Source organism: Streptomyces sp. NPDC048516, from assembly GCF_043199875.1.
In the GTDB taxonomy this organism is placed as follows: domain Bacteria; phylum Actinomycetota; class Actinomycetes; order Streptomycetales; family Streptomycetaceae; genus Streptomyces.
This window is the reverse complement of the sequence record NZ_JBICWS010000026.1, coordinates 56,639-83,075: the sequence shown is the minus strand read 5'-3', so window position 1 is coordinate 83,075 and position 26,437 is coordinate 56,639. Positions and strand designations below refer to the sequence as shown.

Annotated in this window: 22 protein-coding genes and 1 pseudogene; 7 read left to right on the top strand and 16 right to left on the bottom strand. The window is 73.9% G+C overall.

From position 1 onward, the window contains the following. Positions 1–192: 192 nt before the first annotated feature. From ACGFR7_RS33795 to ACGFR7_RS33785, 3 genes are all read right to left on the bottom strand, one after another. The gene (locus ACGFR7_RS33795; RefSeq protein WP_393326755.1) at positions 193–1,467 is read right to left on the bottom strand and encodes a ribonuclease D; all 1,275 of its coding nucleotides are present in this window, start codon (positions 1,465–1,467) and stop codon (positions 193–195) included. A 77-nt stretch (positions 1,468–1,544) separates the two neighbouring features. Further along, positions 1,545–2,207, bottom strand: coding sequence for a response regulator transcription factor (locus tag ACGFR7_RS33790; protein ID WP_088800537.1), 663 nt, complete (start codon positions 2,205–2,207; stop codon positions 1,545–1,547). 338 nt (positions 2,208–2,545) lie between these two features. Beyond that, positions 2,546–3,202 (bottom strand): DUF3000 domain-containing protein, encoded by a 657-nt coding sequence (locus ACGFR7_RS33785; RefSeq protein ID WP_393326751.1) that lies wholly within the window; start codon positions 3,200–3,202, stop codon positions 2,546–2,548. 147 nt (positions 3,203–3,349) lie between these two features. Here ACGFR7_RS33785 and hemE point away from each other — a divergent pair, with 147 nt between their 5' ends. Beyond that, positions 3,350–4,417, top strand: a complete 1,068-nt coding sequence (gene hemE, locus ACGFR7_RS33780; RefSeq protein ID WP_393326748.1) for a uroporphyrinogen decarboxylase — start codon at positions 3,350–3,352, stop codon at positions 4,415–4,417. A 76-nt stretch (positions 4,418–4,493) separates the two neighbouring features. Here the strand turns inward: hemE and ACGFR7_RS33775 are convergent, their stop codons facing one another. Both ACGFR7_RS33775 and ACGFR7_RS33770 read right to left on the bottom strand, forming a co-directional pair. Next, positions 4,494–5,900, bottom strand: coding sequence for an FAD-dependent oxidoreductase (locus ACGFR7_RS33775; protein ID WP_393326745.1), 1,407 nt, complete (start codon positions 5,898–5,900; stop codon positions 4,494–4,496). A gap of 101 nt (positions 5,901–6,001) precedes the next feature. Next, positions 6,002–7,198, bottom strand: a complete 1,197-nt coding sequence (locus ACGFR7_RS33770) for a thiolase family protein (RefSeq protein ID WP_393326742.1) — start codon at positions 7,196–7,198, stop codon at positions 6,002–6,004. A 193-nt stretch (positions 7,199–7,391) separates the two neighbouring features. Between ACGFR7_RS33770 and hemG the strand changes: the two genes are divergently transcribed. Both hemG and hemQ read left to right on the top strand, forming a co-directional pair. Next, positions 7,392–8,855 (top strand): protoporphyrinogen oxidase, encoded by a 1,464-nt coding sequence (hemG, locus tag ACGFR7_RS33765; protein WP_393326739.1) that lies wholly within the window; start codon positions 7,392–7,394, stop codon positions 8,853–8,855. Positions 8,856–8,857: 2 nt separating this feature from the next. Next, complete coding sequence (hemQ, locus tag ACGFR7_RS33760; RefSeq protein WP_393326736.1) at positions 8,858–9,619, top strand: hydrogen peroxide-dependent heme synthase; 762 nt, start codon at positions 8,858–8,860, stop codon at positions 9,617–9,619. A 105-nt stretch (positions 9,620–9,724) separates the two neighbouring features. On the opposite strand, the gene ACGFR7_RS33755 is transcribed toward hemQ, so the two are convergent. The 7 genes and pseudogenes from ACGFR7_RS33755 to ACGFR7_RS33725 form a co-directional block, all read right to left on the bottom strand. Continuing rightward, positions 9,725–11,413: an alpha/beta hydrolase gene (locus ACGFR7_RS33755; RefSeq protein WP_393326733.1), complete on the bottom strand. Its 1,689-nt coding sequence runs from the start codon at positions 11,411–11,413 to the stop codon at positions 9,725–9,727. A gap of 84 nt (positions 11,414–11,497) precedes the next feature. Beyond that, a complete protein-coding gene (locus ACGFR7_RS33750; RefSeq protein ID WP_393326731.1) occupies positions 11,498–12,274 on the bottom strand; it encodes a TIGR04222 domain-containing membrane protein in 777 nt (258 codons plus the stop codon). 164 nt (positions 12,275–12,438) lie between these two features. Beyond that, positions 12,439–13,428 carry a TIGR04222 domain-containing membrane protein gene (locus ACGFR7_RS33745; protein WP_393326728.1) on the bottom strand — a complete coding sequence of 330 codons (990 nt, stop codon included), beginning with the start codon at positions 13,426–13,428 and terminating at the stop codon, positions 12,439–12,441. Then, a pseudogene (locus ACGFR7_RS33740) lies at positions 13,425–14,772 on the bottom strand (DUF692 domain-containing protein). Before ACGFR7_RS33740 ends, ACGFR7_RS33745 begins: the two are co-directional and overlap by 4 nt. 324 nt (positions 14,773–15,096) lie before the next feature. Next, on the bottom strand, positions 15,097–15,969 hold the full coding sequence (locus ACGFR7_RS33735; RefSeq protein WP_393326725.1) for a YrhB domain-containing protein: 873 nt from the start codon (positions 15,967–15,969) through the stop codon (positions 15,097–15,099). Positions 15,970–16,077: 108 nt separating this feature from the next. Next, positions 16,078–16,902, bottom strand: coding sequence for a hypothetical protein (locus tag ACGFR7_RS33730; RefSeq protein WP_393326722.1), 825 nt, complete (start codon positions 16,900–16,902; stop codon positions 16,078–16,080). A gap of 240 nt (positions 16,903–17,142) precedes the next feature. Continuing rightward, positions 17,143–17,862, bottom strand: coding sequence for a peptidyl-tRNA hydrolase (locus ACGFR7_RS33725; protein WP_393326764.1), 720 nt, complete (start codon positions 17,860–17,862; stop codon positions 17,143–17,145). Positions 17,863–18,368: 506 nt separating this feature from the next. Here ACGFR7_RS33725 and ACGFR7_RS33720 point away from each other — a divergent pair. Together ACGFR7_RS33720 and ACGFR7_RS33715 are read left to right on the top strand one after the other, a co-directional pair. Then, entirely contained in the window at positions 18,369–19,358 is a 990-nt protein-coding gene (locus ACGFR7_RS33720) for an ATP-binding cassette domain-containing protein (RefSeq protein ID WP_393326719.1), read from the top strand. A gap of 15 nt (positions 19,359–19,373) precedes the next feature. Continuing rightward, entirely contained in the window at positions 19,374–20,042 is a 669-nt protein-coding gene (locus ACGFR7_RS33715) for an ABC transporter (protein ID WP_393326716.1), read from the top strand. A 118-nt stretch (positions 20,043–20,160) separates the two neighbouring features. Here ACGFR7_RS33715 and ACGFR7_RS33710 read toward each other — a convergent pair whose 3' ends face one another. Both ACGFR7_RS33710 and zapE read right to left on the bottom strand, forming a co-directional pair. Next, positions 20,161–21,564 carry an alkaline phosphatase PhoX gene (locus ACGFR7_RS33710; RefSeq protein ID WP_393326714.1) on the bottom strand — a complete coding sequence of 468 codons (1,404 nt, stop codon included), beginning with the start codon at positions 21,562–21,564 and terminating at the stop codon, positions 20,161–20,163. A gap of 104 nt (positions 21,565–21,668) precedes the next feature. Next, complete coding sequence (gene zapE, locus ACGFR7_RS33705; protein ID WP_393326711.1) at positions 21,669–22,790, bottom strand: cell division protein ZapE; 1,122 nt, start codon at positions 22,788–22,790, stop codon at positions 21,669–21,671. 67 nt (positions 22,791–22,857) lie between these two features. Here zapE and ACGFR7_RS33700 point away from each other — a divergent pair, with 67 nt between their 5' ends. Both ACGFR7_RS33700 and ACGFR7_RS33695 read left to right on the top strand, forming a co-directional pair. Next, positions 22,858–23,682 carry a dihydrofolate reductase family protein gene (locus tag ACGFR7_RS33700; RefSeq protein WP_393326708.1) on the top strand — a complete coding sequence of 275 codons (825 nt, stop codon included), beginning with the start codon at positions 22,858–22,860 and terminating at the stop codon, positions 23,680–23,682. A 138-nt stretch (positions 23,683–23,820) separates the two neighbouring features. After that, a complete protein-coding gene (locus ACGFR7_RS33695; protein WP_393326705.1) occupies positions 23,821–24,318 on the top strand; it encodes an indole-3-glycerol phosphate synthase in 498 nt (165 codons plus the stop codon). Positions 24,319–24,456: 138 nt separating this feature from the next. On the opposite strand, the gene ACGFR7_RS33690 is transcribed toward ACGFR7_RS33695, so the two are convergent. Next, positions 24,457–25,149: an ABC transporter ATP-binding protein gene (locus ACGFR7_RS33690; protein WP_393326703.1), complete on the bottom strand. Its 693-nt coding sequence runs from the start codon at positions 25,147–25,149 to the stop codon at positions 24,457–24,459. Then, positions 25,146–26,267 carry an FtsX-like permease family protein gene (locus tag ACGFR7_RS33685; RefSeq protein ID WP_393326700.1) on the bottom strand — a complete coding sequence of 374 codons (1,122 nt, stop codon included), beginning with the start codon at positions 26,265–26,267 and terminating at the stop codon, positions 25,146–25,148. The genes ACGFR7_RS33690 and ACGFR7_RS33685 overlap by 4 nt, the downstream gene beginning before the upstream one ends. Between the last annotated feature and the right edge of the window lie 170 nt (positions 26,268–26,437).

Below are 26,437 nucleotides of genomic sequence, written 5' to 3'. Positions count from 1 at the left end.
CCACCACCCCCCCCTACTCCACTCGACCCCCACCACCGCCCCCCCCCCCCCCCGGCGGCCCGCCCCCCCGCCCCCCCCCCCCCCCCCCCGCCCGCCCCCCCCCCCCCCCCCCCCCCCCCCCCCGGCCCCCCGCCGCCCCGCCCCCCCCCCCCCCCCCCCCCCCCCACTTCCGTCGGCGCCGCGCCGCCCGTGTCAGCCGGCGTCGGTCAGCAGTGCCTCGGTGAGGATCGGTGCGACCTGTGCGATCTGCCAGGGGCGTGCGCCATGCCCCTTCAGCAACTCGGCGACCGACTCCTGGCTCGGCTCGGCCGGCGGCTCCCAGCACAGCCGGCGCACCGTGTCCGGAGTGATCAGGTTCTCCTGCGGCAGATTCAGGTCCTCGGCGAGCGCGGTGACCGCCGTGCGGGCGGCCGACAGCCGGGCCGCGGCGACCGGGTCCTTGTCGGCCCAGGAGCGGGGCGGCGGCGGCCCGTTGAGCGGCTGGCCGGGCTGCGGCAGCTCGTTCTCGGCCAGGGTGCGGGCGCGGTCGACGGCGGCCTGCCACTGCTCCAGCTGCCGGCGGCCCATACGGTGGCCGAAGCCCGGCAGCGCGGCCAGGGCGTGGCTGTTCGGCGGCAGATTCAGCGCCGCCTCCACGATCGCGGCGTCCCCGAGCACCTTGCCGGGTGAGACGTCGCGCCGCTGGGCCACCTGGTCACGGGCCGTCCACAGCTCCCGTACGACCGCCATCTGGCGGCGCCGTCTGACCTTGTGCATGCCGGAGGTGCGGCGCCAGGGGTCCTTGCGGGGCGGCGGCGGGGGAGCGGCGGCGATGGCCGCGAACTCCTGCCGGGCCCACTCCAGCTTCCCCTGCTCCTCCAGCTCCTCCTCCAGCGCGTCGCGCAGATCCACCAGCAGCTCGACATCGAGCGCGGCATAGCGCAGCCAGGGCTCGGGCAGCGGGCGGGTGGACCAGTCGACGGCGGAGTGGCCCTTCTCCAGAGCGAAGCCGAGGACGTTCTCGACCATGGCGCCCAGGCCGACCCGGGCGAAGCCGGCCAGCCGTCCGGCCAGCTCGGTGTCGAACAGCCGGGTGGGGACCATCCCTATGTCACGCAGACAGGGCAGGTCCTGGGTGGCTGCGTGCAGCACCCACTCGGCGTCGCCGATCGCCTCCCCCAGCGCCGACAGGTCGGGGCAGCCGACCGGGTCGATCAGCGCGCTGCCGGCGCCTTCGCGGCGCAGCTGCACGAGGTAGGCGCGCTGGCCGTAGCGGTACCCCGAGGCCCGCTCGGCGTCGACGGCCACCGGGCCCGTGCCGGCCGCGAAGGCGGCCACGATCCCGGCGAGCGCTTCGTCGGTGGCGGTCACCGGGGGGATGCCCTCGCGGGGCTCCAGGAGAGGGACCGGCGCCGGTCGGGAATCCGGAGGCGAGTCTCCGGGTGCTCGCAGTGTCATGTCTGCTGCGGTCTTTTGGGCGTCGGTCACCAGTCAAGGGTATCTGTGTATGCACGTCGCCCGTCGAGGGAACGTTCCCTCGACGGGCGAGCCGGTCGGATGAACGGTCAGTGGATGATGCCGGTGCGCAGTGCGACCGCCACCATTCCGGCCCGGTCACCGGTGCCGAGCTTGCGGGCGATGCGGGCCAGGTGGCTCTTCACGGTCAGCGCCGACAGCCCCATCGAGACGCCGATGGCCTTGTTGGACTGGCCCTCCGCCACCAGCCGCAACACCTCGACCTCGCGGCCCGACAGCTCGCGGTAGCCGCCGGGGTGGCCGGGGGCGCCCGGCGGGCGGCGCTGCATACGGGCCGCGGTGGCGCCGATGGGCGAGGTGCCGGGACGGCCCGGAAGGCCCAGGTTGGTGCGGGTGCCGGTGACGACGTAGCCCTTGACGCCGCCGGCCAGGGCGTTGCGCACGGCGCCGATGTCGTCGGCCGCGGACAGCGCGAGGCCGTTGGGCCAGCCCGCCGCCCGGGTCTCGGACAGGAGGGTGAGGCCGGAGCCGTCGGGAAGGTGGACGTCGGCAACGCAGATGTCGCGCGGGTTGCCGACGCGGGGACGGGCCTCCGCGATGGACGACGCCTCGATCACGTCACGCACTCCGAGGGCCCACAGGTGGCGGGTGACGGTGGAGCGGACGCGAGGGTCGGCCACGACGACCATGGCCGTCGGCTTGTTCGGGCGGTAGGCGACCAGGCTCGAAGGTTGCTCGAGGAGAACAGACACCGGGCCTCCTGGGGGGAGTGGCGAGGGACGGAAGCCGGCTGGGGGGAGCCGAATAATCCGTGTTTGAAGGGTCACTGACCTCTTCGGCAGCTATCCGGCGGGACTTTAGACTTTGATCACGATTTAGTTAGGGGCAATTCGGGCAAATCGGATGGGTGATCGATCAGAGGTGGGCACCGGGTGCGCACCAAGATGATCAAAGCCGTACGCAATCCCGCCCGGATTCCCGCAAGAGGTGACGGCGCGGTGATCACGGCGCCGCCCGCACGCGGGCGCACCACCGGACCGGTTCTGCGCGGATGTGCGCACAGAGGCCGGGGGGCAACGGAAAGGGCAGCTCAGCGGGGCTGCGCACCGCGGCGCTGCGGCAGCGGAACGATCCCGCCGCGCGGCGTCATGTCGGGCGTGGCCGGCGGCAGGCCCGCCACCTGGCACAGCAGATCGCACCACGCCGACAGATGCACCGCCAGCTCCGGCACCCCGCCGGGGCCCTCGGCCGGTGTCCACGACGCCCGGATCTCGATCTGCGTGGCGGGCTCGCGCGCCGCGAGCCCGCCGAAGTAGTGCGAGCCGGCTCGGGTCACCGTCCCGCTCGGTGCGCCGTAGCGCACCCCGCGCGCATCCAGCGCACCGGTGAGCCAGGACCAGGACACCTCCGGCAGCAGCGGATCGGCGCCCATCTCCGGCTCCAGCTCCGCACGCGCCAGGGTCACCACCCGGAAGGTGCCCTGCCAGGTGTCGTCCCCGGCCGGGTTGTGCAGCACCACCAGCCGGCCGTCCGCCAGATCCTTGTCCTCGCCGTCCGGACCCGATCCGCGTTCGACGACCGCCGCCTCCAGCGCGTACGCATACGGGGCGAGCCGTTTGGGGGCGGGTGTCGGATCGATTTCGATCTCCGGCCGCAGTCGTGCCGCGCGGAGCGCTTCGACCGCCTGACGGAAGGGGATCGGGGCCTTGTCCGCGCCGTCCGCGAGGTGTTCGTGAGCCGCAGCCATGCCCGGAAGATTAGGCGGAACCGGGCCCGCATACGGGGAGGACACCCGGTGCGCGCGTCGCCCATTCGGAGGCGCCCCCGGGCGCATGCGGAGATATCGGCCACCTGGCCCGTTCGGCGTGCGACCCGGCGTGCGAAGATTTGGGACGTGAGCGCCAACGATTGCCCCACGGGCCAGCAGCAGACCGGTACACACGACTCGGCCTTCCTCAAGGCGTGCCGCCGTGAGCCGGTGCCGCACACCCCGGTGTGGTTCATGCGCCAGGCCGGCCGCTCACTGCCCGAGTACCGCAAGGTCCGCGAGGGCATCGCGATGCTCGACTCCTGCATGCGGCCCGACCTGGTCACCGAGATCACGCTGCAGCCCGTGCGCCGCCACAACGTCGACGCCGCCATCTACTTCAGCGACATCGTGGTCCCCCTCAAGGCCATCGGCATCGACCTCGACATCAAGCCCGGCGTCGGCCCGGTCGTCGAGAACCCGATCCGCACCCGCGCCGACCTGGCGCGGCTGCGCGCCCTGGAGCCCGGCGACGTCTCGTACGTCACCGAGGCCATCGGCATGCTCGTCCGCGAGCTGGGCGCCACGCCCCTGATCGGCTTCGCCGGTGCGCCGTTCACGCTCGCCAGCTACCTCGTCGAGGGCGGCCCGTCCCGTAATCACGAGCGCACCAAGGCCCTCATGTACGGCGACCCGCAGCTGTGGGCCGACCTGCTGGACCGGCTCGCCGACATCACCGCCGCCTTCCTCAAGGTCCAGATCGCGGCCGGGGCGAGCGCCGTCCAGCTCTTCGACTCCTGGGTCGGTGCGCTCTCGCCGGCCGACTACCGCCGCTCGGTGATGCCCGCCTCCGCCAAGGTCTTCCGTGCGGTCGAGGGCCTGGGCGTGCCGCGTATCCACTTCGGTGTCGGCACCGGCGAACTCCTCGGCCTGATGGGCGAGGCGGGCGCGGATGTCGTCGGCGTCGACTGGCGGGTCCCGATGGACGAGGCATCCCGCCGCGTCGGTGCCGGCAAGGCGCTGCAGGGCAATATCGACCCGGCCGTGCTCTTCGCGCCCCGTGAGGCCGTCGAGACCAAGGCCCGCGAGGTGCTGGACGCGGCCGCCGGCCTGGACGGCCACATCTTCAACCTCGGCCACGGTGTCCTGCCCTCCACCGACCCGGACGCGCTGACCCGCCTGGTCGAGTACGTCCACACGCAGACGGCGCGCTGAGCCGGCCGGACCGCGGCGGACGACGACGGATCCGGGGGCGGGCGGGCCGGTGCCCGGTCCCCGGGTGCCCGCGGTGTCAGGCCCCGGCCTCCCGTACGGCACCGACGGCCTTGCGGGCCGCCACCAGGACGGGGTCCCAGACCGGGGAGAACGGCGGGGCATAGCCGAGGTCGAGCGCGGTCATCTGCTCCACCGTCATGCCGGCCGTCAGCGCGACCGCCGCGACGTCCACCCGCTTGCCGGCGCCCTCGCGGCCGACGATCTGCACCCCCAGCAGCCGCCCCGTACGGCGCTCGGCGAGCATCTTGACGTGCATCGGGCGGGCGCCGGGGTAGTAGCCGGCGCGGTTGGTGGCCTCGACGGTCACCGTGACGAAGCGCAGACCGGCGGCGCGTGCCTCGCGCTCCAGCAGCCCCGTCCGGGCGATCTCCAGATCGCAGACCTTGCTGACGGCCGTGCCGACGACACCGGGGAAGGTCGCATAGCCGCCGCCCGCATTGGTGCCGATGACCTGCCCGTGCTTGTTGGCGTGGGTGCCCAGCGGGATATGGCGCAGCTGCCCGGAGACCAGGTCCAGGACCTCGACGCAGTCGCCGCCCGCCCAGATGTGTTCGTGGCCCCGCACCCGCATGGCGAGGTCGGTGAGCAGCCCGCCGGACGTGCCCAGTGGCAGACCGGCCGCGGCGGCGAGCGTGGTCTCGGGGCGTACGCCCAGGCCCAGCACGACCACGTCCGCCGGGTACTCGGCGTCCTCGGTGGTGACCGCGCGGGCCCGGCCGCCCCGGCCCCGCCCGGAGGAACCTCCCTCGTCGGTCAGCACACCGGTGACGGTCGTCCCGCGTACCGTCTCGATGCCCATCGCGCACATCGCCTCATGGACGAGCGCGCCCATGTCCGGGTCGAGGGTGGACATCGGCTGTGCGCTCTGCTCCAGGACGGTGACCTGGTAGCCCCGGCGGATCAGGGCCTCGGCCATCTCCACACCGATGTAGCCGGCGCCGACGACGACCGCCCGCCGGCCCGGGGAGGCGTCGAGGGTGTCCAGCAGGGCCCGGCCGTCGTCCAGGGTCTGCACGCCGTGCACGCCGGGCGCGTCGATTCCCGGCAGATCGGGCCTGCGCGGGCGCGCGCCGGTCGCCAGCACCAGCTTGTCGAAGCCGGTCCATGACTCCCGGCCGCCGTTGTCCAGCTCCCAGGTGCGCACCCGGCCGCGTTCCACGTCGAGTTCGGTGACCTCGCAGCGCATCCGCAGATCGATGTCCCGGGCCCGGTGTTCCCCGGGCGTCCGGGCGATCAGGGCGTCCGGGCCGTCGACCTCGCCGCCCACCCAGTACGGGATACCGCAGGCGGAGTACGAGGTGTAGTGGCCGCGCTCGAACGCGGTGACCGTAAGCTCGGCCGGCTTCCGCAGGCGGCGTGCCTGTGACGCGGCGGCCATCCCCGCCGCATCGCCCCCGACAATGACCAAGTGCTCCGCCGCCATGCCGTGTGCCCCTTCGTCGAGGACCGGCACCGCCGCGCCGCTTGCGCGCGGTGCCGCCCGCTTCCGTCGCCTACGTTACGGGCCGGGCCGCGCCGTGGGCCTCAGCGCTCCAGGACCAGCGCGAGCCCCTGCCCCACGCCGATGCACAGCGCGGCGAGCCCGGTGCCCGAGCCCGCAGCGGCGAGTTGGTGGGCCACCGCCCCCGCGAGACGGGCACCGGAGGCACCCAGCGGGTGACCGATGGCGATGGCGCCGCCGCGCGGATTGACCACGGCGGGGTCCAGGTCCGGCCACTGCCCGATGCAGCCCAACGCCTGGGCCGCGAACGCCTCGTTGAGCTCGAACGTCGCCACCTCGGCGAAGCCGCGCCCGGACCGCTCCAGGGCCCGCCGTACCGCTTCCACCGGCCCCAGGCCGAACAGCTGCGGCTCGATACCGGTCACCGCGCTCGCACGGATACGGGCCAGCGGTTCGCGCCCGGTGGCCCGCAGGCCCTCCTCGTCGACCAGCAGCAGGGCCGCCGCACCGTCGTTGAGCGGTGAGGAGTTCCCGGCGGTGACCGTGCCCCCGGCCGAACGGAACACCGGCTTCAGCTTGGACAGCGACTCCAGGGAGGACGCCTCCCGGATCGTCTCGTCCCGCAGCAGGTCCACCTCGGGCAGCGGCACCACCTCGTCGTCGTAGGCGCCCTCCCGCCAGGCGCGGACCGCCTTTTGATGGCTGGCCAGCGCGAAGACGTCCTGCTGCTCGCGGGTGATGCCGTGCCGGTCGGCGATCAGCTCGGCGCCCTCGCCCAGCGCCACCGTCCACTCAGGGGCCATCCGCGGATTGACCATCCGCCAGCCGAGCGTCGAGGAGAACATCTCCTGATGGCCCGCGGGGAAGGCGCGTTCGGGCTTGCGCAGCACATAGGGCGCACGGCTCATCGACTCCACACCGCCCGCCACCGCGATGTGCGCATCGCCGTGCGCGATGGCCCGCCCCGCCTGGATGACCGCCTCCAGACCGGACCCGCACAGCCGGTTCACGGTCACGCCGGGAACCGTCACCGGCAGCCCCGCCAGCAGTACCGCCATCCGCGCCACATTGCGGTTGTCCTCGCCCGCGCCGTTCGCGTCGCCGAAACAGACATCATCGATCCGCGCCGGGTCGAGGTCCGGAGTGCGGTCCACCAGGGCCTTGACCACATGGGCGGCGAGATCGTCCGGCCGGACCGCGGCCAGCGCGCCGCCGTACTTGCCGACGGGGGTCCGTACGGCATCGACGATGTACACATCCCGCAGGCGTGGGTCGGTCATCAGGCGGTGTCCTCGCTGTCCCGGCTCGACGGTCGGCGGACGGTACGAAGATCGCCACCCGCCGACCATGAGTCTTTGCCCGCCGCTGCCCGCTGTCAACGGGGCTCCCGGACACCTTGCCCGCCCGCCGCGGACGGTGTGCGGCTCGTCGTCCGGCCCCGGCCCCGCCGGTGTGCTCTGAGAGAGTGGGGGCATGAGCGCAGCGCACACCCCCACGGGCCGGGGGCCCGGCAGCACCGGTCATGTGGTCGTCATCGGCGGAGGCATCTCCGGGCTGGCGGCGGCGCACCGGCTGCTCGAAGGCGGCGCCCGGGTGACCGTCCTGGAAGCGGCGGACCGGCTCGGCGGCAAGCTGCGGGCAGGAGAGATCGCGGGGGTCCCGGTCGATCTGGGTGCGGAATCGATGCTGGCCAGGCGGCCGGAGGCGGTGGATCTGGCGCGCGCCGTCGGTATCGGCGACCGGCTGCAGCCGCCCGCCACGGCCGGTGCCTCCCTGTGGACGCGCGGCGCGCTGCGCCCGATGCCCACCGGCCATGTCATGGGCGTCCCCGGGGACCTCGGCCCGCTCACCGCCTCCGGTGTGCTCTCCCCCGAGGGGATCGCCCGTATCGACGAGGACGCCAGGATCCCGCGTACCGAGGTCGGCGAGGACGTCGCCGTCGGCACCTATGTCGCCCGGCGTCTGGGCCGCGAGGTCGTCGACCGGCTCGTGGAGCCCCTTCTCGGCGGGGTGTACGCGGGCGACGCGTACCGGATCTCGATGCGCGCCGCCGTCCCCCCGCTCTTCGAGGCCGCGCGGACGCACCGCTCCCTGCTCGACGGCGTACGGGGCATCCAGGCGCGGACCGCCGCGACCGTTCACCAGACCGGGGCCGCCGCGACAGGACCGGTCTTCATGGGCATCGAGGGCGGTATCGGGACGCTGCCGGGCGCGGTGGCCGACGCCGTACGGGCCAAGGGCGGCGAGATCCGCACGGGCACGCCGGTCACCGCGGTGCGGCGGACCCCCGACGGCTGGCAGCTCGATCTCGACGGTGCCGCGCTCACCGCCGACGCCGTCGTCCTCGCCACCCCCGCGCCGGCCACGGCCCGCCTCCTCGCCCCCGTCTGCCGGCCCGCCGCCGCCGAGCTGGACTCTGTCGAGTACGCCTCCATGGCCCTGGTGACCATGGCCTTCCGCCGCGCCGACGTCGAAGGGCGGCTGACCGGCAGCGGCTTCCTCGTCCCGCCCGTGGACGGCCGCAAGATCAAGGCGTCCACCTTCTCCGGCAACAAGTGGGGCTGGTCGGGCCGCTTCGACCCGGACCTCTTCGTGCTGCGCACCTCGATCGGCCGCTACGGCGACGAGGACGATCTGACGCGTGAGGACTCCGAACTCGTCGGCTTCTCGCGCGCCGACCTGAGCGAGGCGGTCGGGCTGGACGCGGCGCCGGTTGCCTCGCGGGTCACCCGCTGGGACGGCGGACTGCCCCAGTACCCGGTCGGCCACCTGGAGCGGGTGGCCCGCATCCACGACGCCGTGGCACACCTGCCGGGCCTGCGGGTGTGCGGCGCGCTCTACGGGGGCGTCGGCATCCCGGCCTGTATCGCCTCGGGCCGTACGGCCGCCGACGACATCCTCACCACCCTGCGCCCGGACTCCGTCCCCGCCGAGTGAGAATGGACGGTATGACAGACGCTTCCACTCCCGCTTCCGCGCCGCAGGCACCCGCGGCGTCCGAGAAGGTTCCGCACGCCGGCAAGAAGGCCAAGGACCTCAACGAGATCATCCGCTACACCCTCTGGTCGGTGTTCAAGCTGCGCGAGGTCCTTCCGGAGGACCGCAGCGGCTACGCCGAGGAGGTCGAGGAGCTGTTCGCGCAGCTCGCGGCCAAGGACGTGGTGGTGCGCGGCACCTACGACGTGTCCGGCCTGCGTGCCGACGCCGACGTCATGATCTGGTGGCACTCGGAGAGCTCGGACGCCCTCCAGGAGGCGTACAACCTCTTCCGCCGTACGCGGCTGGGCCGGACGCTGGAGCCGGTGTGGTCGAACATGGCGCTGCACCGCCCCGCCGAGTTCAACAAGTCGCACATCCCGGCCTTCCTGGCCGACGAGGAGCCGCGCGCCTATGTGAGCGTCTACCCCTTCGTCCGCTCCTACGAGTGGTACCTCCTGCCCGACGAGGACCGCCGCCGGATGCTGGCCGACCACGGCAAGATGGCCCGGGGCTTCCCGGACGTGCGCGCCAACACCGTGCCGTCGTTCTCGCTCGGTGACTACGAGTGGGTGCTCGCGTTCGAGGCCGATGAGCTCTACCGCATCGTCGACCTGATGCGTCATCTGCGCGGCTCCGAGGCGCGGATGCACGTCCGCGAGGAGATCCCCTTCTACACCGGGCGCCGCAAGCCGGTCTCCGAGCTGGTCGCGGGCCTGGCGTAACCGGGCGCGCGGCACGTCCGTCCCGGGGCCCCGGGACGGACGTGCGCCGGCACCCAGCACCACGGGCCGCCCCCTCGGGGACGGCCCGTCGGCGTGTGTGCTCCGCTACTTGCCCGGCAGTGCGTGCTGCGCCCGCATCACGTGCTGGCCCGGTACCGGCTCCGCACGCGCCGCGCAGTAGACCTTGCGCGCCGGGATCTTCCCGTGCAGCAGATAGGCCTCGACGTACCTGTTCACACAGGCGTTCTCGCCGAACGCGATGCCGTGGGTGCCTGCCCCGTTCTCGGTGACCAGTGAGGAGCCGGGCAGCCGCCGCTGCAGCTCCAGCGCACCCTTGTACGGCGTCGCCGCGTCCCGCTCGGCCGCCAGCAGCAGCACCGGCGGCAGCGCGCCGGGCTCCGTGTGGACGTCGAGCGGACCGCGCTGCCCGTGGAGCACCTCGTCGAACGCGCTCGAGGTCGCACGGCGGGCGGCGTCGGCCAGGTCCCGCCCGGTGGCGTGGCGCCCGGCCTGCTCCGCGGCGGCGTCGAGTTCGGCGGTGGCGGCCCGCCACCGGTCGGGCCAGAAGGCGCAGGGCAGGTTCATCCAGGCGTTGTCCCAGGTCTCGAACGGCGCGGTCCGGGCGACCTCGGTGTTGTCCCGGTCCCAGGTATGCCAGTCGTGCGGCCAGCGCGCGTCATTGCACTCGACGGCGGTGTAGACGGCGTTGGCGTTCTCCTCGGCCCTGGCGCCGCCGGACCGCGGCATGGCCTGGGCGATCAGCGGCTTGGGGTCCCCGTGCAGGTACCCCGAGAGCGCTTCGGCGCTGCGCGGCCAGAAGGCGTCGTTGTAGCCGGTCTTGAGGAACGCCGCCTGCAACTGGCCGGCGCCGATCTTCCCGCCCAGCGGATGCCGGCGCAGCTTGTGCGCGGCCGAGTCGTAGGCGTGCTGCACCGCCCTCTTGGTCGTGCCGAGGTGGTAGCGGCCATGGTGCTTGGCGGCCCAGCGCAGCCAGTCGCTCCAGCGGCGCTGGAAGGCGATGTCCTGGTCGAGGTTGTTGCGGTACCAGATCTGGTGGGGCGCGGGATTGACGACGCTGTCGAAGAGCATCCGCCGGACGTGACCGGGGAAGAGCGTCGCGTAGACGGCCGCGAAGTACGTCCCGTACGAGGCGCCCATGAAGTTCAGCTTCTTCTCGCCGAGCGCGGCGCGGAGCATGTCCAGGTCGCGGGCGTTGTTGACGGAGTTGTAGTACGGCAGGTCGGCGCCGGCCCGGCGCACGCAGCCACGGGCGTACGCCCTGGCCTGGGCGATCTTCCGGCGCTTGAAGGCCGCGCCGGGGTGCGTATCGCTGTCGGTGGGCGCCTTGCCGAACTTCTTGGGGTCCTGGCACGACAGCGGCGCCGAGCGGCCCACACCCCGCGGCGCATAGCCCACGAAGTCGTAGACGCGGGCCAGCTTGTCCCACTTGGGGAGCCCGCCGTAGAGCGGGAACTCCATGCTGGACGCGCCCGGGCCGCCGGGGTTGAAGACCAGGGAGCCCTGCCGTTCGCGGTGTGCGGTGGCCCGGATGCGGCTGACGGTCAGGTGGATCTTCTTGCCGTCGGGGCGCGCATAGTCGAGAGGAACGGTGAGGGTGCCGCACTCGACGGTCGACGGCAGGTGCTCCACCGGTGCGCATCGGCCGAAGCCGATGCGGTGGGCAACGGGCGCGGGTGGCGTGGCGGCGGCCCCCGTGGCGCCGCCTGCCGGGGCAGTGGCGAGGGCGGTCACCAACAGCGACCCGATGGTGCCGTACAACGCAAGTGCTCTCACTGGCCGTCCCTTCGTGTGTGCATACAAAAGGGATAGTTGGGGCGGTGATTGTCGATGTAAAGCACCTGGCACCGGTGTCGGAGGCTATGCCCCGGAAGAGTGGAGCGCGGCGCGCAAGGTGGGGTCGGTGAGGGCGGTGGGGCCGCGGAGGGCGAACGAGGTGAGAGGGGGAAGGGGGGTGGGGGAGGCGGAAAAGCGGGGCAGTTTCTGCTCCCCCGCGTCGGTGGCCCAGTCGCTGTACGGGTGGAGCTCGAAGCGGGCCACGGCCCAGGTGCCGAGGGTGAGGACCAGCGGGAGCGCGAACCAGCCCAGGAGCAGCCCGTTGTCCGCCCCGGCCGGCGCCATCCAGGCGGCAGCGGCGGCGAACAGCGGCACCAGGAGAGCGGCGCCCTGCACCAGGCGGACGGCGGTGGCGATGCCCGGGCGGACCGCGGCAGGCAGCGCCAGCCCGTCGGTGACCAGCCGGTCGGCCACCTCCCGCACCGCGGCATCCGCGGCGAGGGTGTTCCGTATCTGCGGTATGCGGCACTGTCCATCGGGGCCGATGGCGGTCAGGGTGGCGCGCTCGACGGCGTCCTTGCCGACCGGGTCGACGACGGTCGCCCACCCGGTGTCGGTGAGCAGCAGCCGACGCTGCTGGGCCATCAGCACCAGGACGAGATCGGCGAGCCGGTGCGGGCCGCCGGAGAGGTAGGCCACCTCATAGAGGGTCAGCCCGGCGCGGTCGCCCGCTGTGGAGCGCCCCGGGGCGGTCCCGGGCGACGGCCGGGTGGTGCGCGCGGCGGCGACCGCGGCACGGCACAGCAGCGCACAGGACAGCGCCGCCACGGCCGAGGCGAGAAGGAAGAAGAAGAGCCACATGGCCGAAGGTTCTACGCGATGAGTACAAACACCGCCACAAAATTTCTCACCATGCGGGCGGCGGCAGCGGATCCCGGGTACCGGCAGCGGTCGCGGGGACCTCAGCAGCGGTCCCGGGGACCCCAGCAGCGGTCCCCGGGACCTCGGCGGCAGTCGCGGGGCCCTCAGCCACCACCGCCGCAGCCGCCGCCCCCGCAGCTGGATCCGCCGCCACAGCTCGAACCGCCCCCGCACGACGAGCCGCCCCCGCAGGACGAACTGCCGCAGCCCGACCCGGAGCCGCCGTCAGCAGAGCCGCACCAGGAGCCGCCGTCGCTCCCCGAGCCGCCCCCGCCGTCCCCGCACGAGGAACCGCCGGACGACCCGGATCCGCTGCCCGCTGCGGCGGCCGTGGCACGGTGCGCCTCCTCGAACTGCCGGCGCAGCAGCTCGTCCGCGATCAGCGCCGTACCGCCGAGTGCCACCGCCGGCGCGGCGGGCAGCCAGGCCCCGGCCGCGCCGCCCCCTCGGGGCAGGGCCGCCCTCGCACGGCGCAGGGCGAAGGCCCCCGCCTTGGTGATCCGGCGGGTGAACGCCTTCCTGCACAGCGACGCCACGACGAGTCCACCGATCAGCGCGGGGAGCGCCCGGACAGCCGGCGGGGGGCCGTCCGCTCCGTTCCCGGCGAAGGACAGCAGCACCACGGCGAAGAAGAGCACCCCGCAGGCGGTCATCTGGGCGCTCGCCAACCGGCGCCACGGCCGGCCGAGCTCCGGACGGCGCAGCAGACCACGGCCCGCCAGCCGGTCGCCGACGCCTTGGACCGCCGGGCTGCGCCTCGCCGTGGCGCGCAGCACCGACAGCGCACCGCCGGGCGTCCGGAAGACCGCGTCCAGTACGGCCGCCTCGACCGCGTCGCGGGCGAAGGCCTGGCGCACGGTCACCACTCCCGGGCCGCCCACGGCGAGCCGGCCGTCCTCGTGCATCCCGGCGATCGCGGCGTCCACCACCCGCCCGGGGCCGCCGGCGAGGAACGCCGTCTCCCACACCTCGTGGACCACGGCGTCCCCGCGCCGGGCGGACGGCGTCCGCAGCCGCACCGAGGCCGCGCCGATGAGCAGCACCAACGACGCGACACCGGTCTCCAGGAAGACCCAGGAGGCGAACCCCCTCACGTCGTGCTCCGGCCCAGGGCGCGCCGCACGGCCCGCACCAGCCGGGCCACCGGCCGGGCGGACGGCGGCTTGGGGCCCGCGCGGTCCCGCCACCAGCGCGTCAACTGCTGCCGCGCGGCCGGGTCCTGGGGGCGCCCCTGGGCCAGCAGGTGCGCCGCGAAGTCCAGGGCGTCCTGGCGGTAGCCGCCGCTCATGGGGCGGTGCCGCGCATAACCGACGAACGCGGCCCGGTAGTCCGCGCCGAGGATTTCCGGCAGCTCGGGCGCGACCTTGGCGACCACCGCTGCCCGCTTGGCCGTCAGCGCCCGGCTCTGCACCTGCAGCCGCACCCGGTCGAAGCCCTCAGGGGCCGGCGTCCCGGCGACCAGCGCGGACAGCAGCGCGGTCTGCGCCAGCGCCAGTTGCTGCCGCGCCGCTTCGGTGCCCGTGCCGCTGCCGCCGTCCCTGCTGCCGCCTGCGCCGGCCCCCGCGCCGTCGCCCGGCGCGCTCTCCGGTACCAGTTCAAGCCGCCCGGGCATGACGGGCCTCCTTCAGCACGGTGCGTATCGCATCGAGTTCACCGGCCAGCTCCGCGCCCTCGGGGAAGTCCTCGTCCCGCTCCAGCAGGACACCGGGCGGGGTGGTCCGGGCACACAGCTCGGCAAGGACGTCCAGCACGGGCCGGGTCACCGGGTGCGCATGGCTGTCGTGCCACACCCCGTCCCGCTCCACACCGCCCGCGACATGGACGTAGGCGAGGGCATCGAGCGGCAGCTCGTCCAGGGCGAGTGCCGGGTCCTCGCCCCGGTTGATGTGGTTCGTGTGGAGATTGGCGACATCGATCAGCAGCCGCACCCCGGTCCGCTCGACGAGCTCGGCCAGGAACTGCCCCTCGGTCAGCTCCTCGCCCGGCCAGTTGACGAGGGCGGCGATGTTCTCCAGCGCCAGCGGCACCGGCAGGACGTCCTGGGCGATGCGTACGTTCTCGCAGAGCACGTCCAGTGCGTCACGGGTGCGCGGTACGGGCAGCAGATGCCCGGCCTCCATCCGCGGGGAGGCGGTCAGCGGTCCGCCGGCCCGCACAAAGGCGATGTGCTCGGTGACCATCGGCGCGTCCAGCGCCTCGGCGCGTTCGGCGAGCGCGGTCAGCCGGCCGGCGTCCGGGCGGTCGGCGCCGCCGAGGCCGAGTGAGACACCGTGCGGGATGACGGTGGTGCCGCGCTCGCGCAACTCCTGCAGGGCGTACGGAAGATGGCCGGGGCAGAGGTTCTCCGCCACCACCTCGACCCAGTCCACCCCGGGCAGTTCCGCAATCTCCGCGGCGATTTCCGGCCGCCAGCCGATTCCCGTCCCCAAGCGCTCCATGGCTCCCCCTCTCGCTCCGTGGTCTCGGTACTCATGGCCGCGGCGGGACGGAGCGAACCCTGCAGCGGACGAGTTCAGAGGTTGATTTGAGCTTCCTCCACAAGGGTGCAGGATCGGTCGTGGCCCCGGCGCAGTGGGGTCGCGGCCCCGGGTACGGCGCGGGTGGCGGCCCCGCCGTACCCGGGTGTGCAGGGCCCGCCGGTGGCCTGTTCCTGCCCACGCCGCCCCCGGGCGGGCGCTCCCGCTGCAGGGTTCCCCGCGGCCACCGGGACCCTTGCCCCTGTCCGGCCGCCGCCGTCCCGCAGCCGGCGGGGCCCTGCCGCGTCACGTGGCCCGGCTCCCGGGTGCGTGAAGAGTCCGGCGGACGGCGTCGCTGAGCCAGTGGTGGGCTCCGTCGGCTGCATGGCGGGGGTGCCATGCCATGCCGATGGTCACCAGCGGCAAGGGGAGGGGGGCTACGCCCGTACCTACGGTCTCGACCCCGTCGCCACCGTCACCACCTGACACACCGCCCGGCCCGCGACGCCGGTGTCCCTCCGGCCCTCGGAGCCGGAGGGCACCGGCAGGGCGCGCTTCTCCGGCTTTCCCGGGGGAGAAGTCAGCTGCGGGAGTCAGGCAGTTCCGGGAGTCAGGCGGCGCGGTGAAGTCCTCCCCGGCGGAGGGTCCGCACGGCGAATACCGGGTCGACGGGGGCACGAGTTCCCCGACCGCAAGGGCGACGAGCCCGGGCGGGGCTTCGCCGCCGAGCAAGGCGTTGACGTAGTCGAGCGCTTGTCCCGGAGAGAGCATCGCCAGTCTCTGCCGCAGGGCGCGCACGGCCTGCACGCGTCCTCGGGTGGCGGCGGTCTCGCGCAGCTCGTCGTGCAGATCGTCCACCGCGGTGGGGACGCCCATCCCCCGGATACGGGCGCGGTAGTCCGCTTCCCACTTCCCGCTGCTCTCGGCGAGGGCCCCGATCTGGTGCAGCCCTCCGTCGATGCGGTCCACCAGGTACGGCCCGTGGCCGATCAGCATGGCCGAGGGGTTCCGCGTACGCGCGTACTCCTCGGACTGCCAGTAGACCTTCCAGACCAGCTCGTGTTCCGCTACGTGCAGCACTGCCGTGCGCACCGGGTCCACGCCCAAGGCCGACCACTTCTGATGCTCGCGGTCCAGCTCTTCCTCGACGAGATGAACCGCGGCCTCTCGCTCCGTCACGCGTGCAGCATCCCCTACCCATGAGGAGTCGGGCCAACAGTTCCGCCTGCCGCAAGCACCGCTCGAAGCGCCCGTGCCCGCGCAGACATGCCCTCCCCGGGTTCTGGTTCAGCCGCGTTCCGGCAGGCGGATTGCTTCGATGTACGAGTCGTCGAGGAGGGCTTCGATCAGCGGTGCCGGTCCTGCGATCTTGGTGGCCCACAGGTCGTAGTCGGTGCAGGTGACCCAGGAGCGGTCGGCGGCCCAGAGGTTGGACGGGCTGAAGTCGGCTTCGGCGTTGTCGTGGAGGGCTTTGGCGTCGCTGAGGCGGCCTGCGCGTACGTGCAGGCCGTCGAAGTCGCAGTGGAGCATGAGCGGGGTGTAGTAGGCCAGGCAGGAGGTGTCCGGGCCCGCGGGGCTCTGCTCGATCAGGATCTCGATCAGCCGGTCGTAGGTCTCGCGGTCCAGGCTGCCTTCGGTGGGCGGGCGGATGCCGAGCGGCCAGCTGCCGTTCTTCTTCGCCGAGGGGAAACAGTGCAGGCAGGGCAGGTGGCCTTCGGGCACGAGCGGGTCGCCGGTTCGCTCCGCCAGCTCGGCCCAGCGCAGCCGCCGCCAGCCGTCCCCCGGGTGAGCGGCGCGGCCGAGACCGCCCCCGGTCGCGATCCCCAAGGTGTTGAGGTCCATGCCGGCCACCGGATCGGGCTCAAGTGCCCCGTCGGCGACCAGGGCCCGGAGGTGATCGTCGTAGGAGGCGCCACCCGGGCCCTGCTCGTGTTCGTACATGGCGTTCAGCACCCAGACCGCGTCGGGCATGGGGGGCGGCATGAATCCGCTGACTCCGTCGCCGGCCAAGTCGTACAGCCAGTCGGCTTCGTTTGCCGCGACGAGCGGCCACTGTGCGTTCAGCAGGACGGACCGGCCGGACCGGCCGGGCCCCTCGGGCACCACGGGCATCTCCGCGTCACTCCTCCTGGGGCAGGGCGGCCGTCCGCGCGGGAGGCGACCGCGTCTCGGACCTGTCCGAGCGGGGTCCCGCCCGGCTGGTCCGGGCGAGGCCAAAGGTGGTGGTCGTGCGCACGGGCCGGGCAGCAAGTGCACCGGCCCGCCAGGGCGGCCAGGGCGTGCGTGACGGCGACCGAGGGCCTGCCGATGCGTGCCCCGGCGTTCCTGTGCCGGGACGAGGAAGCCGACCGTCTACGGCTGCCGCAGGCGCGGGAGAGGGCAGTAGCGCTCACCGCCTTCGACCACCACGGTCTTCCCGGGGGCGATCTCCGTGAACCCGGCATCCGTCACCACGGGCAGACCGCTGCGGGTCAGCTCCTGCCAGTCCTCGCCCCGGGCGTACCGTACGGACAGCGGGAACCCCGCCGCGCGCCAGGCCGCCCGCTCTTCCCCGGACAGCTCCCACCACGCCAGCTGTGCACCGTGCCCGGCCTGCGCCATCTCCTTGCCCGTCGACATCCCCAGCGCGGAGTTGAGCCACAGCACCGGGGCGCCGGCGACGGGTGCCCCGGGCGGCCGGGGGTCGTCCAGCTCCGTGCCCGAGACCTGCAGCCGCGCCAGATCCTTCGGCCAGCCGTCCAGCGGCACCGGCGGGAAGACCCGCACCTCGGCGCGGTGGCCGGTGACCGTGATGCCCGGCAGCGCCCCGGCCCGCCGCCACTCCGCGCCGCGCGCCCGCCGCACCACCTTCCGGATCCGGGCGTCCTGCCAGTCCCGCACCGCCGCGGCCCACTCACCGTCCCCGGCCGACCGCTCGTCCGACAGCAGCACCAGCACCGCCCGCGCCGCGGTTTCCAGTGCGTCCGTACGCGCCGGCGGCTCGGCCCGCTCGATCCGCGCGACGAGCGGCAGCACGAACTGCGGTGGTGCGTCGCGGTCGGTTTCTTCGCGGTCGGTTTCTTCGCGGCGCACGGCGCCGCAGGCGTCGTTGCCGGGCCGGGCGGCGCTTTCCGTGCCGGCGGTCTCTGTGCCGGTGCTCTCCCTGCCGGAGCTTTCTGTGCCGCCGCTCGCTGTGCTGGCGCTTTCTGTGCTGGTCACGTGTCCAGTCTGCCAGCCGCCACTGACAGGGCCTCCGTCACCGGCAGTCGTCACGTCGGCCGCCTCCCGCCTCCCCCTCCCTCTTCCTGCTCCTGCTCCTGCTCCTGCTCCTGCTCCTGCTCCTGTGCCCGGCGGTGCCCACCGACCGGCCGATGGACACCGCGGCGGCGCGCCAATGCCGCCTGCCCGGCGCCCCGTTGCCTGCCGTATGCGGCGCGCCACGCCCTGAGGCGGGCACCGGGAAGCCGATCCGGCTACCGTCGGGGACGGCGGCGCGGGCCAAGGCCGCCGGGCGGCAGCGCCGGATAGCAGTACCGGGTGACAGCGCCGGGTGGCCGTACCGATAGCAGTGCCGGGTGGCGGTGGAGGTGCCAACACGTATGAGGCTGGACGGGGTGGGGCGGCGTTACGGGGTGCGGGGCCCCTGGGTGCTGCGGGACGTGCGACTGGAGGTGCCCGCGGGTGCGCTGCTGCGCATCGAGGGGACCAACGGCAGTGGGAAATCCACCCTGCTGCGGCTGCTGGCCGGGATCGACCGGCCCAGCGCCGGACGTATCACCGGCCGCCCGCGCAGCGCCTATGTGCCCGAACGGTTCCCGGCCACGCTGCCCTTCACCGCCCTCGACTACCTCACCCACCTCGGCCGCATCCACGGTCTGCGCGGCCCCGAAGCCGGTCGCCGTGGCACCGAATGGCTCGCCCGGTTCGGGGCGGCCGGGCATGCCCGCACCCGGCTGGCCGAGCTGTCCAAGGGGACGAGCCAGAAGGTCGCGGTCGCCCAGGCGTTGCTCGCCGAACCCGAACTCCTGGTCCTGGACGAGGCCTGGACCGGCCTGGACCAGGACGCCCGGGAGGTGCTCAGCCGTGCGGTCGCCGAACGGGTCGCGGGCGGCGGTACCGTCGTCTTCGTCGACCATGACCCGCAGCGGCTGGCGGGTGCGGCCGACGCCCGCTACCGCGTCGCGGACGGGCGGCTGCTGCCCCGCGAGGAGGGCGGCCCGGCAGGGGACGAGGCGCCCTTTTCCGGCCCCAGAGTGGTCATCGAGGCCGAGGGCGCACCGGGGGCGCCGCTGCCCGGCGGGCCGGAGCACGCGCCCGCCGGAGCACCGCGGTTGCCCGGTGGCACGGAGACCGTTCCGCGGCCGGACGGCACGACGCGGCTGACGGTCCCCGCCGTCCACTCCGACGCCTTGCTGCGCGCCCTGCTCACCGCACGGCCGCCGTGGCACATCCGCTCGGTCACGAGCGCCGGGGCGGGGCCGGGGGACGGTCCTGGCGACGACGCCCAGGCACCCGCCCCCGCGTCCACCCAGGCATCCGCCCCCGCGTGCACCCCTGCATCCGCCCCCCGCATCCGCTTCCGCACCTGACGAGGCTCCCCTCCCGTGACCGCTCTTCTCCGCTATCAGGCGGCGCTGCTCGTCCGCTCGCACCGCTGGCTGCCGCCGGTGATCCTCTACGCCGCCTGGCTGGCCATCGGCGTCCAGAGCGGCCGCCCGATCCTCGACGGGCTGGGCTGGGCCGCCGGCGGTCTGCTGCCGGTCGCTGTATGGCTGACCCGGGTCTGTGTCACCAACGAGCCTCCGGCTGCCCGCAATTGCACCGTGGCGGCCGCCGGGCCCGGCCGGGCCCACCTTGCCGGAGTGCTGACCGCGGTCTGTACCGCGATGCTGCTCGCCCTCCCCGGCACGGCACTGGTCGTGCTGCTGTCCGACCCGCACTCGGCCCGCCACCGGATCCCCGTCCCGGTCCTGCCCGCGACGGCCGCCGGACTGCTCGCCGCGCTGGCATGCCTGTTGGCGGGTACCGCGATCGGCGCGCTGAGCAACCGGCCGGTGTTGCGCAGCACCGGCTGGAGCATCCCGGTGGGAATGCTCGCGGCCCTGCTGCTGCTCGTGCTGGAGGCCTCGCCCGCCAACGCCGCCGTCTCGGGCCTGGTCACCGGCTCCCTCGACGGCACGGTCACCACCCCGTGGCTGCCGCTCGCCGCCGCTGCCCTGATCGCGGCCGCCGCCACCGCCGTCGCCTGCGCCCTCAACTCCCGCCGGAGTTGAGGCGCCGGGACGAGCGGCCGGGTGAAGCGTGGGGGCGGGACGACCGGGACGACCGGGACGACCGGGGTGAAAAGGCCGGGCCCCGGAGTTCTCCCCCGCCCCCCACCACCTCGCAGCGTCAGTGCTGCCAGGGCCCGGTCACCGCGAACGTGGTCCCCGGCGTATAGCAATTGACGTACATCGTCCGGTGGTCGGGCGAGAAGGTCACCCCCGCGAACTCACCCCACTCCGGCTTCTGCGGGGTGCCGATGTTCTGCCGGCCGCGCGCCATCGCATAGACCTCGCCGCGCCGGGTGAGGCCGAAGACGTGCTGGGCGCCCTCGCCGTCCTCGCAGACCATCAGGCCGCCGCTGGGCGCCAGGCAGATGTTGTCGGGGGACTCGCCGGGCAACTGGAGGTCGCTGTCCGGGCCGAAGACGACGACCTGGGTCAGCCGCCGCCTCCTCGGGTCGTACTTCCACACCTGGCCGTAGTGGTCGGCCGCCGAGCCGGCGTCGCGGTGCGCAAAGCTGGAGACGAAGTAGACGCAGGAGCCGCCCCAGTAGCACCCCTCCAGCTTCTGGGCGTGGGTGATGCCGCCGGGGCCGAAGTCCTGGAAGCGGATCGGGGTCTGACGGGCGAGCGGGTCGGGCACATCCACCCAGGTGACGTGGTCGAAGGCGGTGCCCGGCTGCTGGACGGTGGAGAGGTCGGGCACACCGGGGACCCGCAGCGCCTGGAGCCGGCCGCCGGCCCGGAGCGAACCGCGGCCGCCCCTCGGCTTCTCGGGCAGAAAGCGGTAGAACAGGCCGAACGGCTTGTCGAAGGCGTCCTCCGTCTCGTAGACGGTGCCGGTGCCGGGGTCGACGGCGATCGCCTCGTGCTGGAAGCGGCCCATCGCGGTCAGCGGGACCGCGCCGGTGCGCCGCGGGTCGTACGGATCGACCTCGAAGATGAAGCCGTGGTCCTTGGTGTAGTTCTCCTCACCGGCCCGGTGCTCGGTCTCCTCGCAGGTCAGCCAGGTGTGCCAAGGGGTGGGGCCGCCCGCGCAGTTGGTGGACGTACCGGCGATGGCGACCCGTTCCGAGCGGACGGAGTTGTTCCGGCCGAGTTCCAGGGCCGTACAGCCGCCCTCGCCACCGGGGTCGTACGTCAGCTCCCGGACCCTGGGGACCGCCTGGCGCGAGCCCGTACGGTTCTCGTGGTTGCGGACGAGGAACGTGCCGCCGCGGTGCCCGGGAGAACCGTGCGCGCCGGGAGAGCCGGGAGAACCCGGAAAGGCGGCCATGCCGTCGCAGTTGCTGGGGACCTTGCCCTCCCCGGAGCGCAGCGGGTCGCCTTCCCGGGACAGCACCCGGTAGCCAAAGCCCCGGGGGAGATCGAGCAGGCCGTTCGGGTCGGGGACCAGCGGGCCGTAGCCGCGCCGCCCCATGCTCTGTGCGGTCGCGGTCCCCGTGAAGAGCTCCGTGAGGTTTCCGGAGAAGGCGATTCCGGCCCCCAGCGCGCCGGTTCTCGCCAGGATCTGACGTCGTGTCGCGGACATGGGCAACTCCCTGTTGGCGGACAGGTGACGTGACCCGCTCGTGTGTACCACGGGGCCGGGCCGCCGGGAACCAGGCGGCGGCCCGGGTGTTGCCGCGGGCGCGTCTACCGGGAGCCGTCGGCCACCAGGGTGCCCGCGTCGCGGGCCAGCGCCGTCAGCCGGGAGATCGCCCGGAAGTACTTCTTGCGGTAGCCGCCGCGCAGCATCTCCTCGCTGAACAGCTCGTCGAAGGCCTTGCCGGAGGTCAGTACCGGCACCTCACGGTCGTAGAGCCGGTCCGCGAGGACGACCAGACGCAGCGCGGTGGACTGGTCGGGCACCGCCTGGACGTCGGTGAGGCAGACCGCCTCGATGCCGTCGCACATCGCGCCGTAGCGGCTGGGGTGCACCTTCGACAGGTGCTCCAGCAGGGAGGGGAAGTCGTCGAGGGAGGCGCCGGGCGTGCGGTACGCCGTGCGGGTGACCGTCTCGTCGTCGTACGGGGCGGGCGCCTCGGGCAGGCCGCGGTGGCGGTAGTCCTCGCCGTCGATCCGCAGCGGCCGGAAGTGGGCGCTGAGGCCCTGGATCTCCCGCAGGAAGTCGGCCGCGGCGAACCGGCCCTCGCCGAGCTTGCCGGGCAGGGTGTTGGAGCTGGCGGCCAGCGCCACCCCGGCGTCCACCAGCTTGCCCAGCAGGGTGGAGACCAGGACCGTGTCACCGGGATCGTCCAGCTCGAATTCGTCGATGCACAGCAGCTTGTGCTCGCCGAGGGTGCGGACGGTCTGCTGGAAGCCGAGCGCGCCGACGAGGTTGGTCAGCTCGACGAAGGTGCCGAAGGCCTTGCGCTCGGCCGGGGCGGGGGTGGCGTGCCACAGGGAAGCGAGCAGGTGGGTCTTGCCGACGCCGTAGCCGCCGTCCAGGTAGACGCCGCGCGGGCCCCGGGGGGCCGCGGGCTTCCTGGCGAACCAGCGCCGCTTGCCCGAGCCGGCCTGCCCGGCGTCGATGCTCTCCGCGAAGTCGCTCAGGACCTGGACGGCCTCGGCCTGGCTGGGCTGCTTCGGGTCCGGGATGTAGGTGTCGAAGCGGGCGCCCTGGAAGCGCGGCGGCGGCACCATCTCGGCCACCAGGCGGTCGGCCGGGACGTGCGGGGCGCGGGCGGTGAGCGCGGCGGGCGCCGCGTCGTCCCCGTCGGCCGGCGGTCCGGCTATCGGGTCGGGCTGCGGGGAGGAGTGCTGGGAAGGCGACACAGCCGTCCAGCCTATCTCCTGTGCGGGGGCCGCCGGTCCGGTGAGAGGGGCATGTCACACTGCCGCCATGCGACGCCTGTTCCCTCTCCCCACCCCGTCCGCCCCGGCCCCTGCCGCCGAGAACACCGAGGTGGGGGCGATCGACCCCGCGGACCGTGCCTGGACGCTGCACGAGCTGGCCGACGCCTACGCCTACCCGGCGGCGGACGACCCGGTGCGCTCGGGGCGCACCGGGTGGCTGCGGGCGAACATGGTGTCCTCCGTGGACGGCGCGGCCCACCACGAGGGCCGCTCGCAGCCGCTCTCCAGCGATGCCGATATGCGGATCTTCGGGGTGCTGCGGGGCCTCGCGGATGCGGTGGTGGTGGGCGCGGAGACGGTGCGGAAGGAGGGCTACCGGCCGGCCCGTGCCCGGGAGGCGTTCGCCGCCCGCCGGGCCGCCGCCGGCCAGGGCCCGGCCCCCGCCATCGCCGTGGTGACCGCCGGCCTCGCGCTGGACTTCACCCTGCCGCTGTTCACCGAGCCGCTGGTCCCCACCCTGCTGCTGACCGGCGCGGGCGCGCCCGCGGACCGGGTGGCCAAGGCCCGCGCCGCGGGCGCCGAGGTGCTTTTCGCCGGTGAGGGGCAGGGCGTCGATCCGGCCCGGGTGGCCGGGGTGCTGGCCGAACGGGACCACACCCGGCTGCTGACGGAGGGCGGGCCGATGCTGCTGGGACAGTTCGCGGCGGCCGGCGCGCTGGACGAGCTGTGCCTGTCGCTGGCTCCGGTGGTTGCCGTGGGTGACGCGCCGAGGATCATGAACGGCCCCGCCGTTCCGGTACCGGAGCGGTTCGCCCTGGCGTCCGTACTGGAGGAGGGCGGGTTCCTCTTCACTCGCTACCGTCGGTCGTGACAATCGGCGGAACTATCTGTTCCGCTTAGCTTCTGTTGGGCACACTGAAAGCCAACAGTCCCGCACGGCTACGGGGCAGGATGATGTCTGTCGGGCTCCGTGCCATGCGGCGCCCCGAAGAGAAGAAGGGCGTCCGTCGTGTTCACGAGCGTATTGATGATCGAGAAGCCACTGGCGCCCGCCGATGTGGAGTTCGTGACCACCCTGCACGGCGATGACCGGATCTCGTTCGTCGTGCTCATGCAGCCTCGCGGCAAGCAGGATGTTCTGCTACGGGCCATCGACGACGTGGCCCTCGGTGAGTTCGACGACGCCGTAAGGGAGGGCGAGGAACCGGGCGGCGCCCGGGCGGAGGCCCCCGCCGAGCTCGCCCTGGCCCACACGCTGCAGGCACTGCGCGACACCGGCGCCCAGGCCGTCGGGCAGGTGGTCGAGGACCATCCGCTGGACCTGCTGCGGTCCGTCGTCGAGGAGACCGGCGCGGACGAGGTGATCGTGCTGACCACCCCGCACTTCGTGGAGGAGTTCTTCCACCGCGACTGGGCCTCCCGCGCCCGCCACAAGGTCGGTGTCCCGGTCCTCAAGCTGTTCTCCCATGCGGCGGACGACCAGCCCCAGGGGACCGCCGGAGGCTGAGCGGCCCCTGGGCGCCGCGCCGCGTCCGCCGGCCCCGTCGGGCCTGGTCCCGTCGGACCCGGTCCCGTCCGCCCGGCCCCGCCCGCCCGGCCCCGCCCGGCCCCGCCCGCCCGGCCCCGCCCGCCCGGCCCCGCCCGGTCACGGGCGGGCGACCGGCAGGGGGCACAGCCGGCCGTCCCGCACCTCGGCGACCGTGTCCGCCGCGTCCAGATGGGCGGGGTCGTGGGTGACCAGCACCGTCGCGGTGGCGCGCTGCCGGGTGAGGGTGCGCAGCAGCGCGAGCACCGCGGCGCCCCGCTCGTGGTCCAGGGCGCTGGTCGGCTCGTCCACCAGCAGCACCGCTGGCTCGTTCATCAGCGCCCGCGCGATATTGACCCGCTGCCGCTGACCGCCCGACAGCTGATGCGGCCGCCGGTCGGCCCGGCCCTCCAGTCCGACCGCCGACAGCAGCTCCCGTGCCCGCGTTCGCGCCCGCGCCGTCCGTGACGAGCGCCCGTCCAGGTGGGCCATCACCTGCAGCTGTTCGGCGGCGGTCAGCGACGGCAGCAGACTGGGCTGCTGGAAGACCGTGCCGATGGCGGTGCGGCGAAGCGTCGTCAGCGCGGCCCGGCCGAGTCCCGCGGTGTCCGTGCCGCCGATCACCACCCGTCCGCGGTCCGGCCGGATCAGCGTGGCGGCGACCGCGAGCAGGCTGGACTTGCCGGATCCGGACGGGCCGATCACCGCGGTCAGACATCCGGCGGGGACGGTCAGCGAGACCTCGTCCAGCGCCGTCAGCCGGGCGTCGCCGTCGGGGTAGGTGAGGGTGACATCGGTCAGTTCGAGGCTCATCGGGCACTTCCCAGGGCGGTCAGCGGGTCCACGGACGTGATGCGGCGGATGGCGAGCGCGGCGCCTGCGGCACCCAGCGCGATCATGATCAGGGCGGGCGTCAGCACGGTGGCCGGGGCGAGCACAAAGGGCACCGTGCCGCCGATTCCGGCGCCCACCGCGGCCACCACGGCGCTGCCCAGGGAGGTCCCGGCCATCAGCAGCACGACGGCCTGTCCGAGCGCGTCCCGCAGCAGCGAGCGGGTCGAGGCGCCCAGCGCCTTCAGCACGGCGACGTCGCCGCCGCGCTGGATCGTCCACACCGTGAAGAACGCCCCGATGACCAGCGCGGAGATGGCGAACAGAAAGCCGCGCATCAGCTGCAGGGACCCGTTCTCGGCGGCGTACGAGCCGACGCCCTGCAGGGCGTCGCCGGCGGCGACGGTCCTGGTTCCGAGTGCCCGGTCGGCGGCCGCCAGACCAGCGGTGCCGGAGGTCGAGAGGGCGAGGACGGTCGCTCCGAGGGCGCCGTCGGGTGCGGCGTTTCCCGCGGAGGCGCCGTTCCCCGTCGATGCGCCGTTCCCTCCGGGGACCAGCCGCCGCCAGTCCTCCAGCGACGTCCAGACCACCGGCGTATGGGCGTACATCGCCGCGCCCGACACCGCCGCCACCCGGACCGTGCGGCCGCCGAGCGTCAGCGTGCCCCCGGCCCGCACTCCCAGCGAGGCGGCGGCCTTCGAGGACAGCACCACCGCACCGTCACCCACCCGCGCCGGCGCCGCCCCCGAGCCCGGACGCACGCCGAACAACGACACCGCGGCGGTCCGGCCGCCGGACTCGGCCTTGGTCGTCGCGATCCCCAGCGGGTCGGCGCGCCGTACGCCCGGCACCCGCGCCCAGGCCCGTACGGTCCGCTCCGTCAGCCGCGAATCGGTGAAGGCGACGTCCCTGCCGTCGGCGGGCGCCGAGAACACCAGGTGGTCGGCGGGCAGCGCGGTGATCGCCGAGGTGTTCTCCCGGCCCAGGCCCGCCGTCAGGCCCGACAGCAACCCCACCAGCACCGTGATCAGCACGATGACGGTGCCCATCAGGGCGAACCGTCCCTTGGCGTATCTCAGGTCCCTCCAGGCGACGAACACCGGCGATGCCCTCCTCGGATCCGGGTGCCGGACTCCACTGCCCGGCATCGGCCCCCACCGTCGCGTGCCGGGCGGGCCGCGGACATCGCGCCGGGGACTGCTCCGCCGAAATCGAAGGGCGTGCCCCGCGATCAACCCTTTGGTTGATGCCGCAGGTGGGGAGGGCGCCT

What these genes read in the sequence shown, in the direction of transcription:
- ACGFR7_RS33785 (WP_393326751.1), bottom strand. Translation starts at nt 3,202, where the DNA reads ATGGCTGCGGCTCACGAACACCTCGCGGACGGCGCGGACAAGGCCCCG.
- ACGFR7_RS33775 (WP_393326745.1), bottom strand. Translation starts at nt 5,900, where the DNA reads ATGGCGGCGGAGCACTTGGTCATTGTCGGGGGCGATGCGGCGGGGATG.
- ACGFR7_RS33770 (WP_393326742.1), bottom strand. Translation starts at nt 7,198, where the DNA reads ATGACCGACCCACGCCTGCGGGATGTGTACATCGTCGATGCCGTACGG.
- hemG (WP_393326739.1), top strand. Translation starts at nt 7,392, where the DNA reads ATGAGCGCAGCGCACACCCCCACGGGCCGGGGGCCCGGCAGCACCGGT.
- hemQ (WP_393326736.1), top strand. Translation starts at nt 8,858, where the DNA reads ATGGACGGTATGACAGACGCTTCCACTCCCGCTTCCGCGCCGCAGGCA.
- ACGFR7_RS33750 (WP_393326731.1), bottom strand. Translation starts at nt 12,274, where the DNA reads ATGTGGCTCTTCTTCTTCCTTCTCGCCTCGGCCGTGGCGGCGCTGTCC.
- ACGFR7_RS33730 (WP_393326722.1), bottom strand. Translation starts at nt 16,902, where the DNA reads ATGCCCGTGGTGCCCGAGGGGCCCGGCCGGTCCGGCCGGTCCGTCCTG.
- ACGFR7_RS33720 (WP_393326719.1), top strand. Translation starts at nt 18,369, where the DNA reads ATGAGGCTGGACGGGGTGGGGCGGCGTTACGGGGTGCGGGGCCCCTGG.
- ACGFR7_RS33710 (WP_393326714.1), bottom strand. Translation starts at nt 21,564, where the DNA reads ATGTCCGCGACACGACGTCAGATCCTGGCGAGAACCGGCGCGCTGGGG.
- ACGFR7_RS33700 (WP_393326708.1), top strand. Translation starts at nt 22,858, where the DNA reads ATGCGACGCCTGTTCCCTCTCCCCACCCCGTCCGCCCCGGCCCCTGCC.
- ACGFR7_RS33690 (WP_393326703.1), bottom strand. Translation starts at nt 25,149, where the DNA reads ATGAGCCTCGAACTGACCGATGTCACCCTCACCTACCCCGACGGCGAC.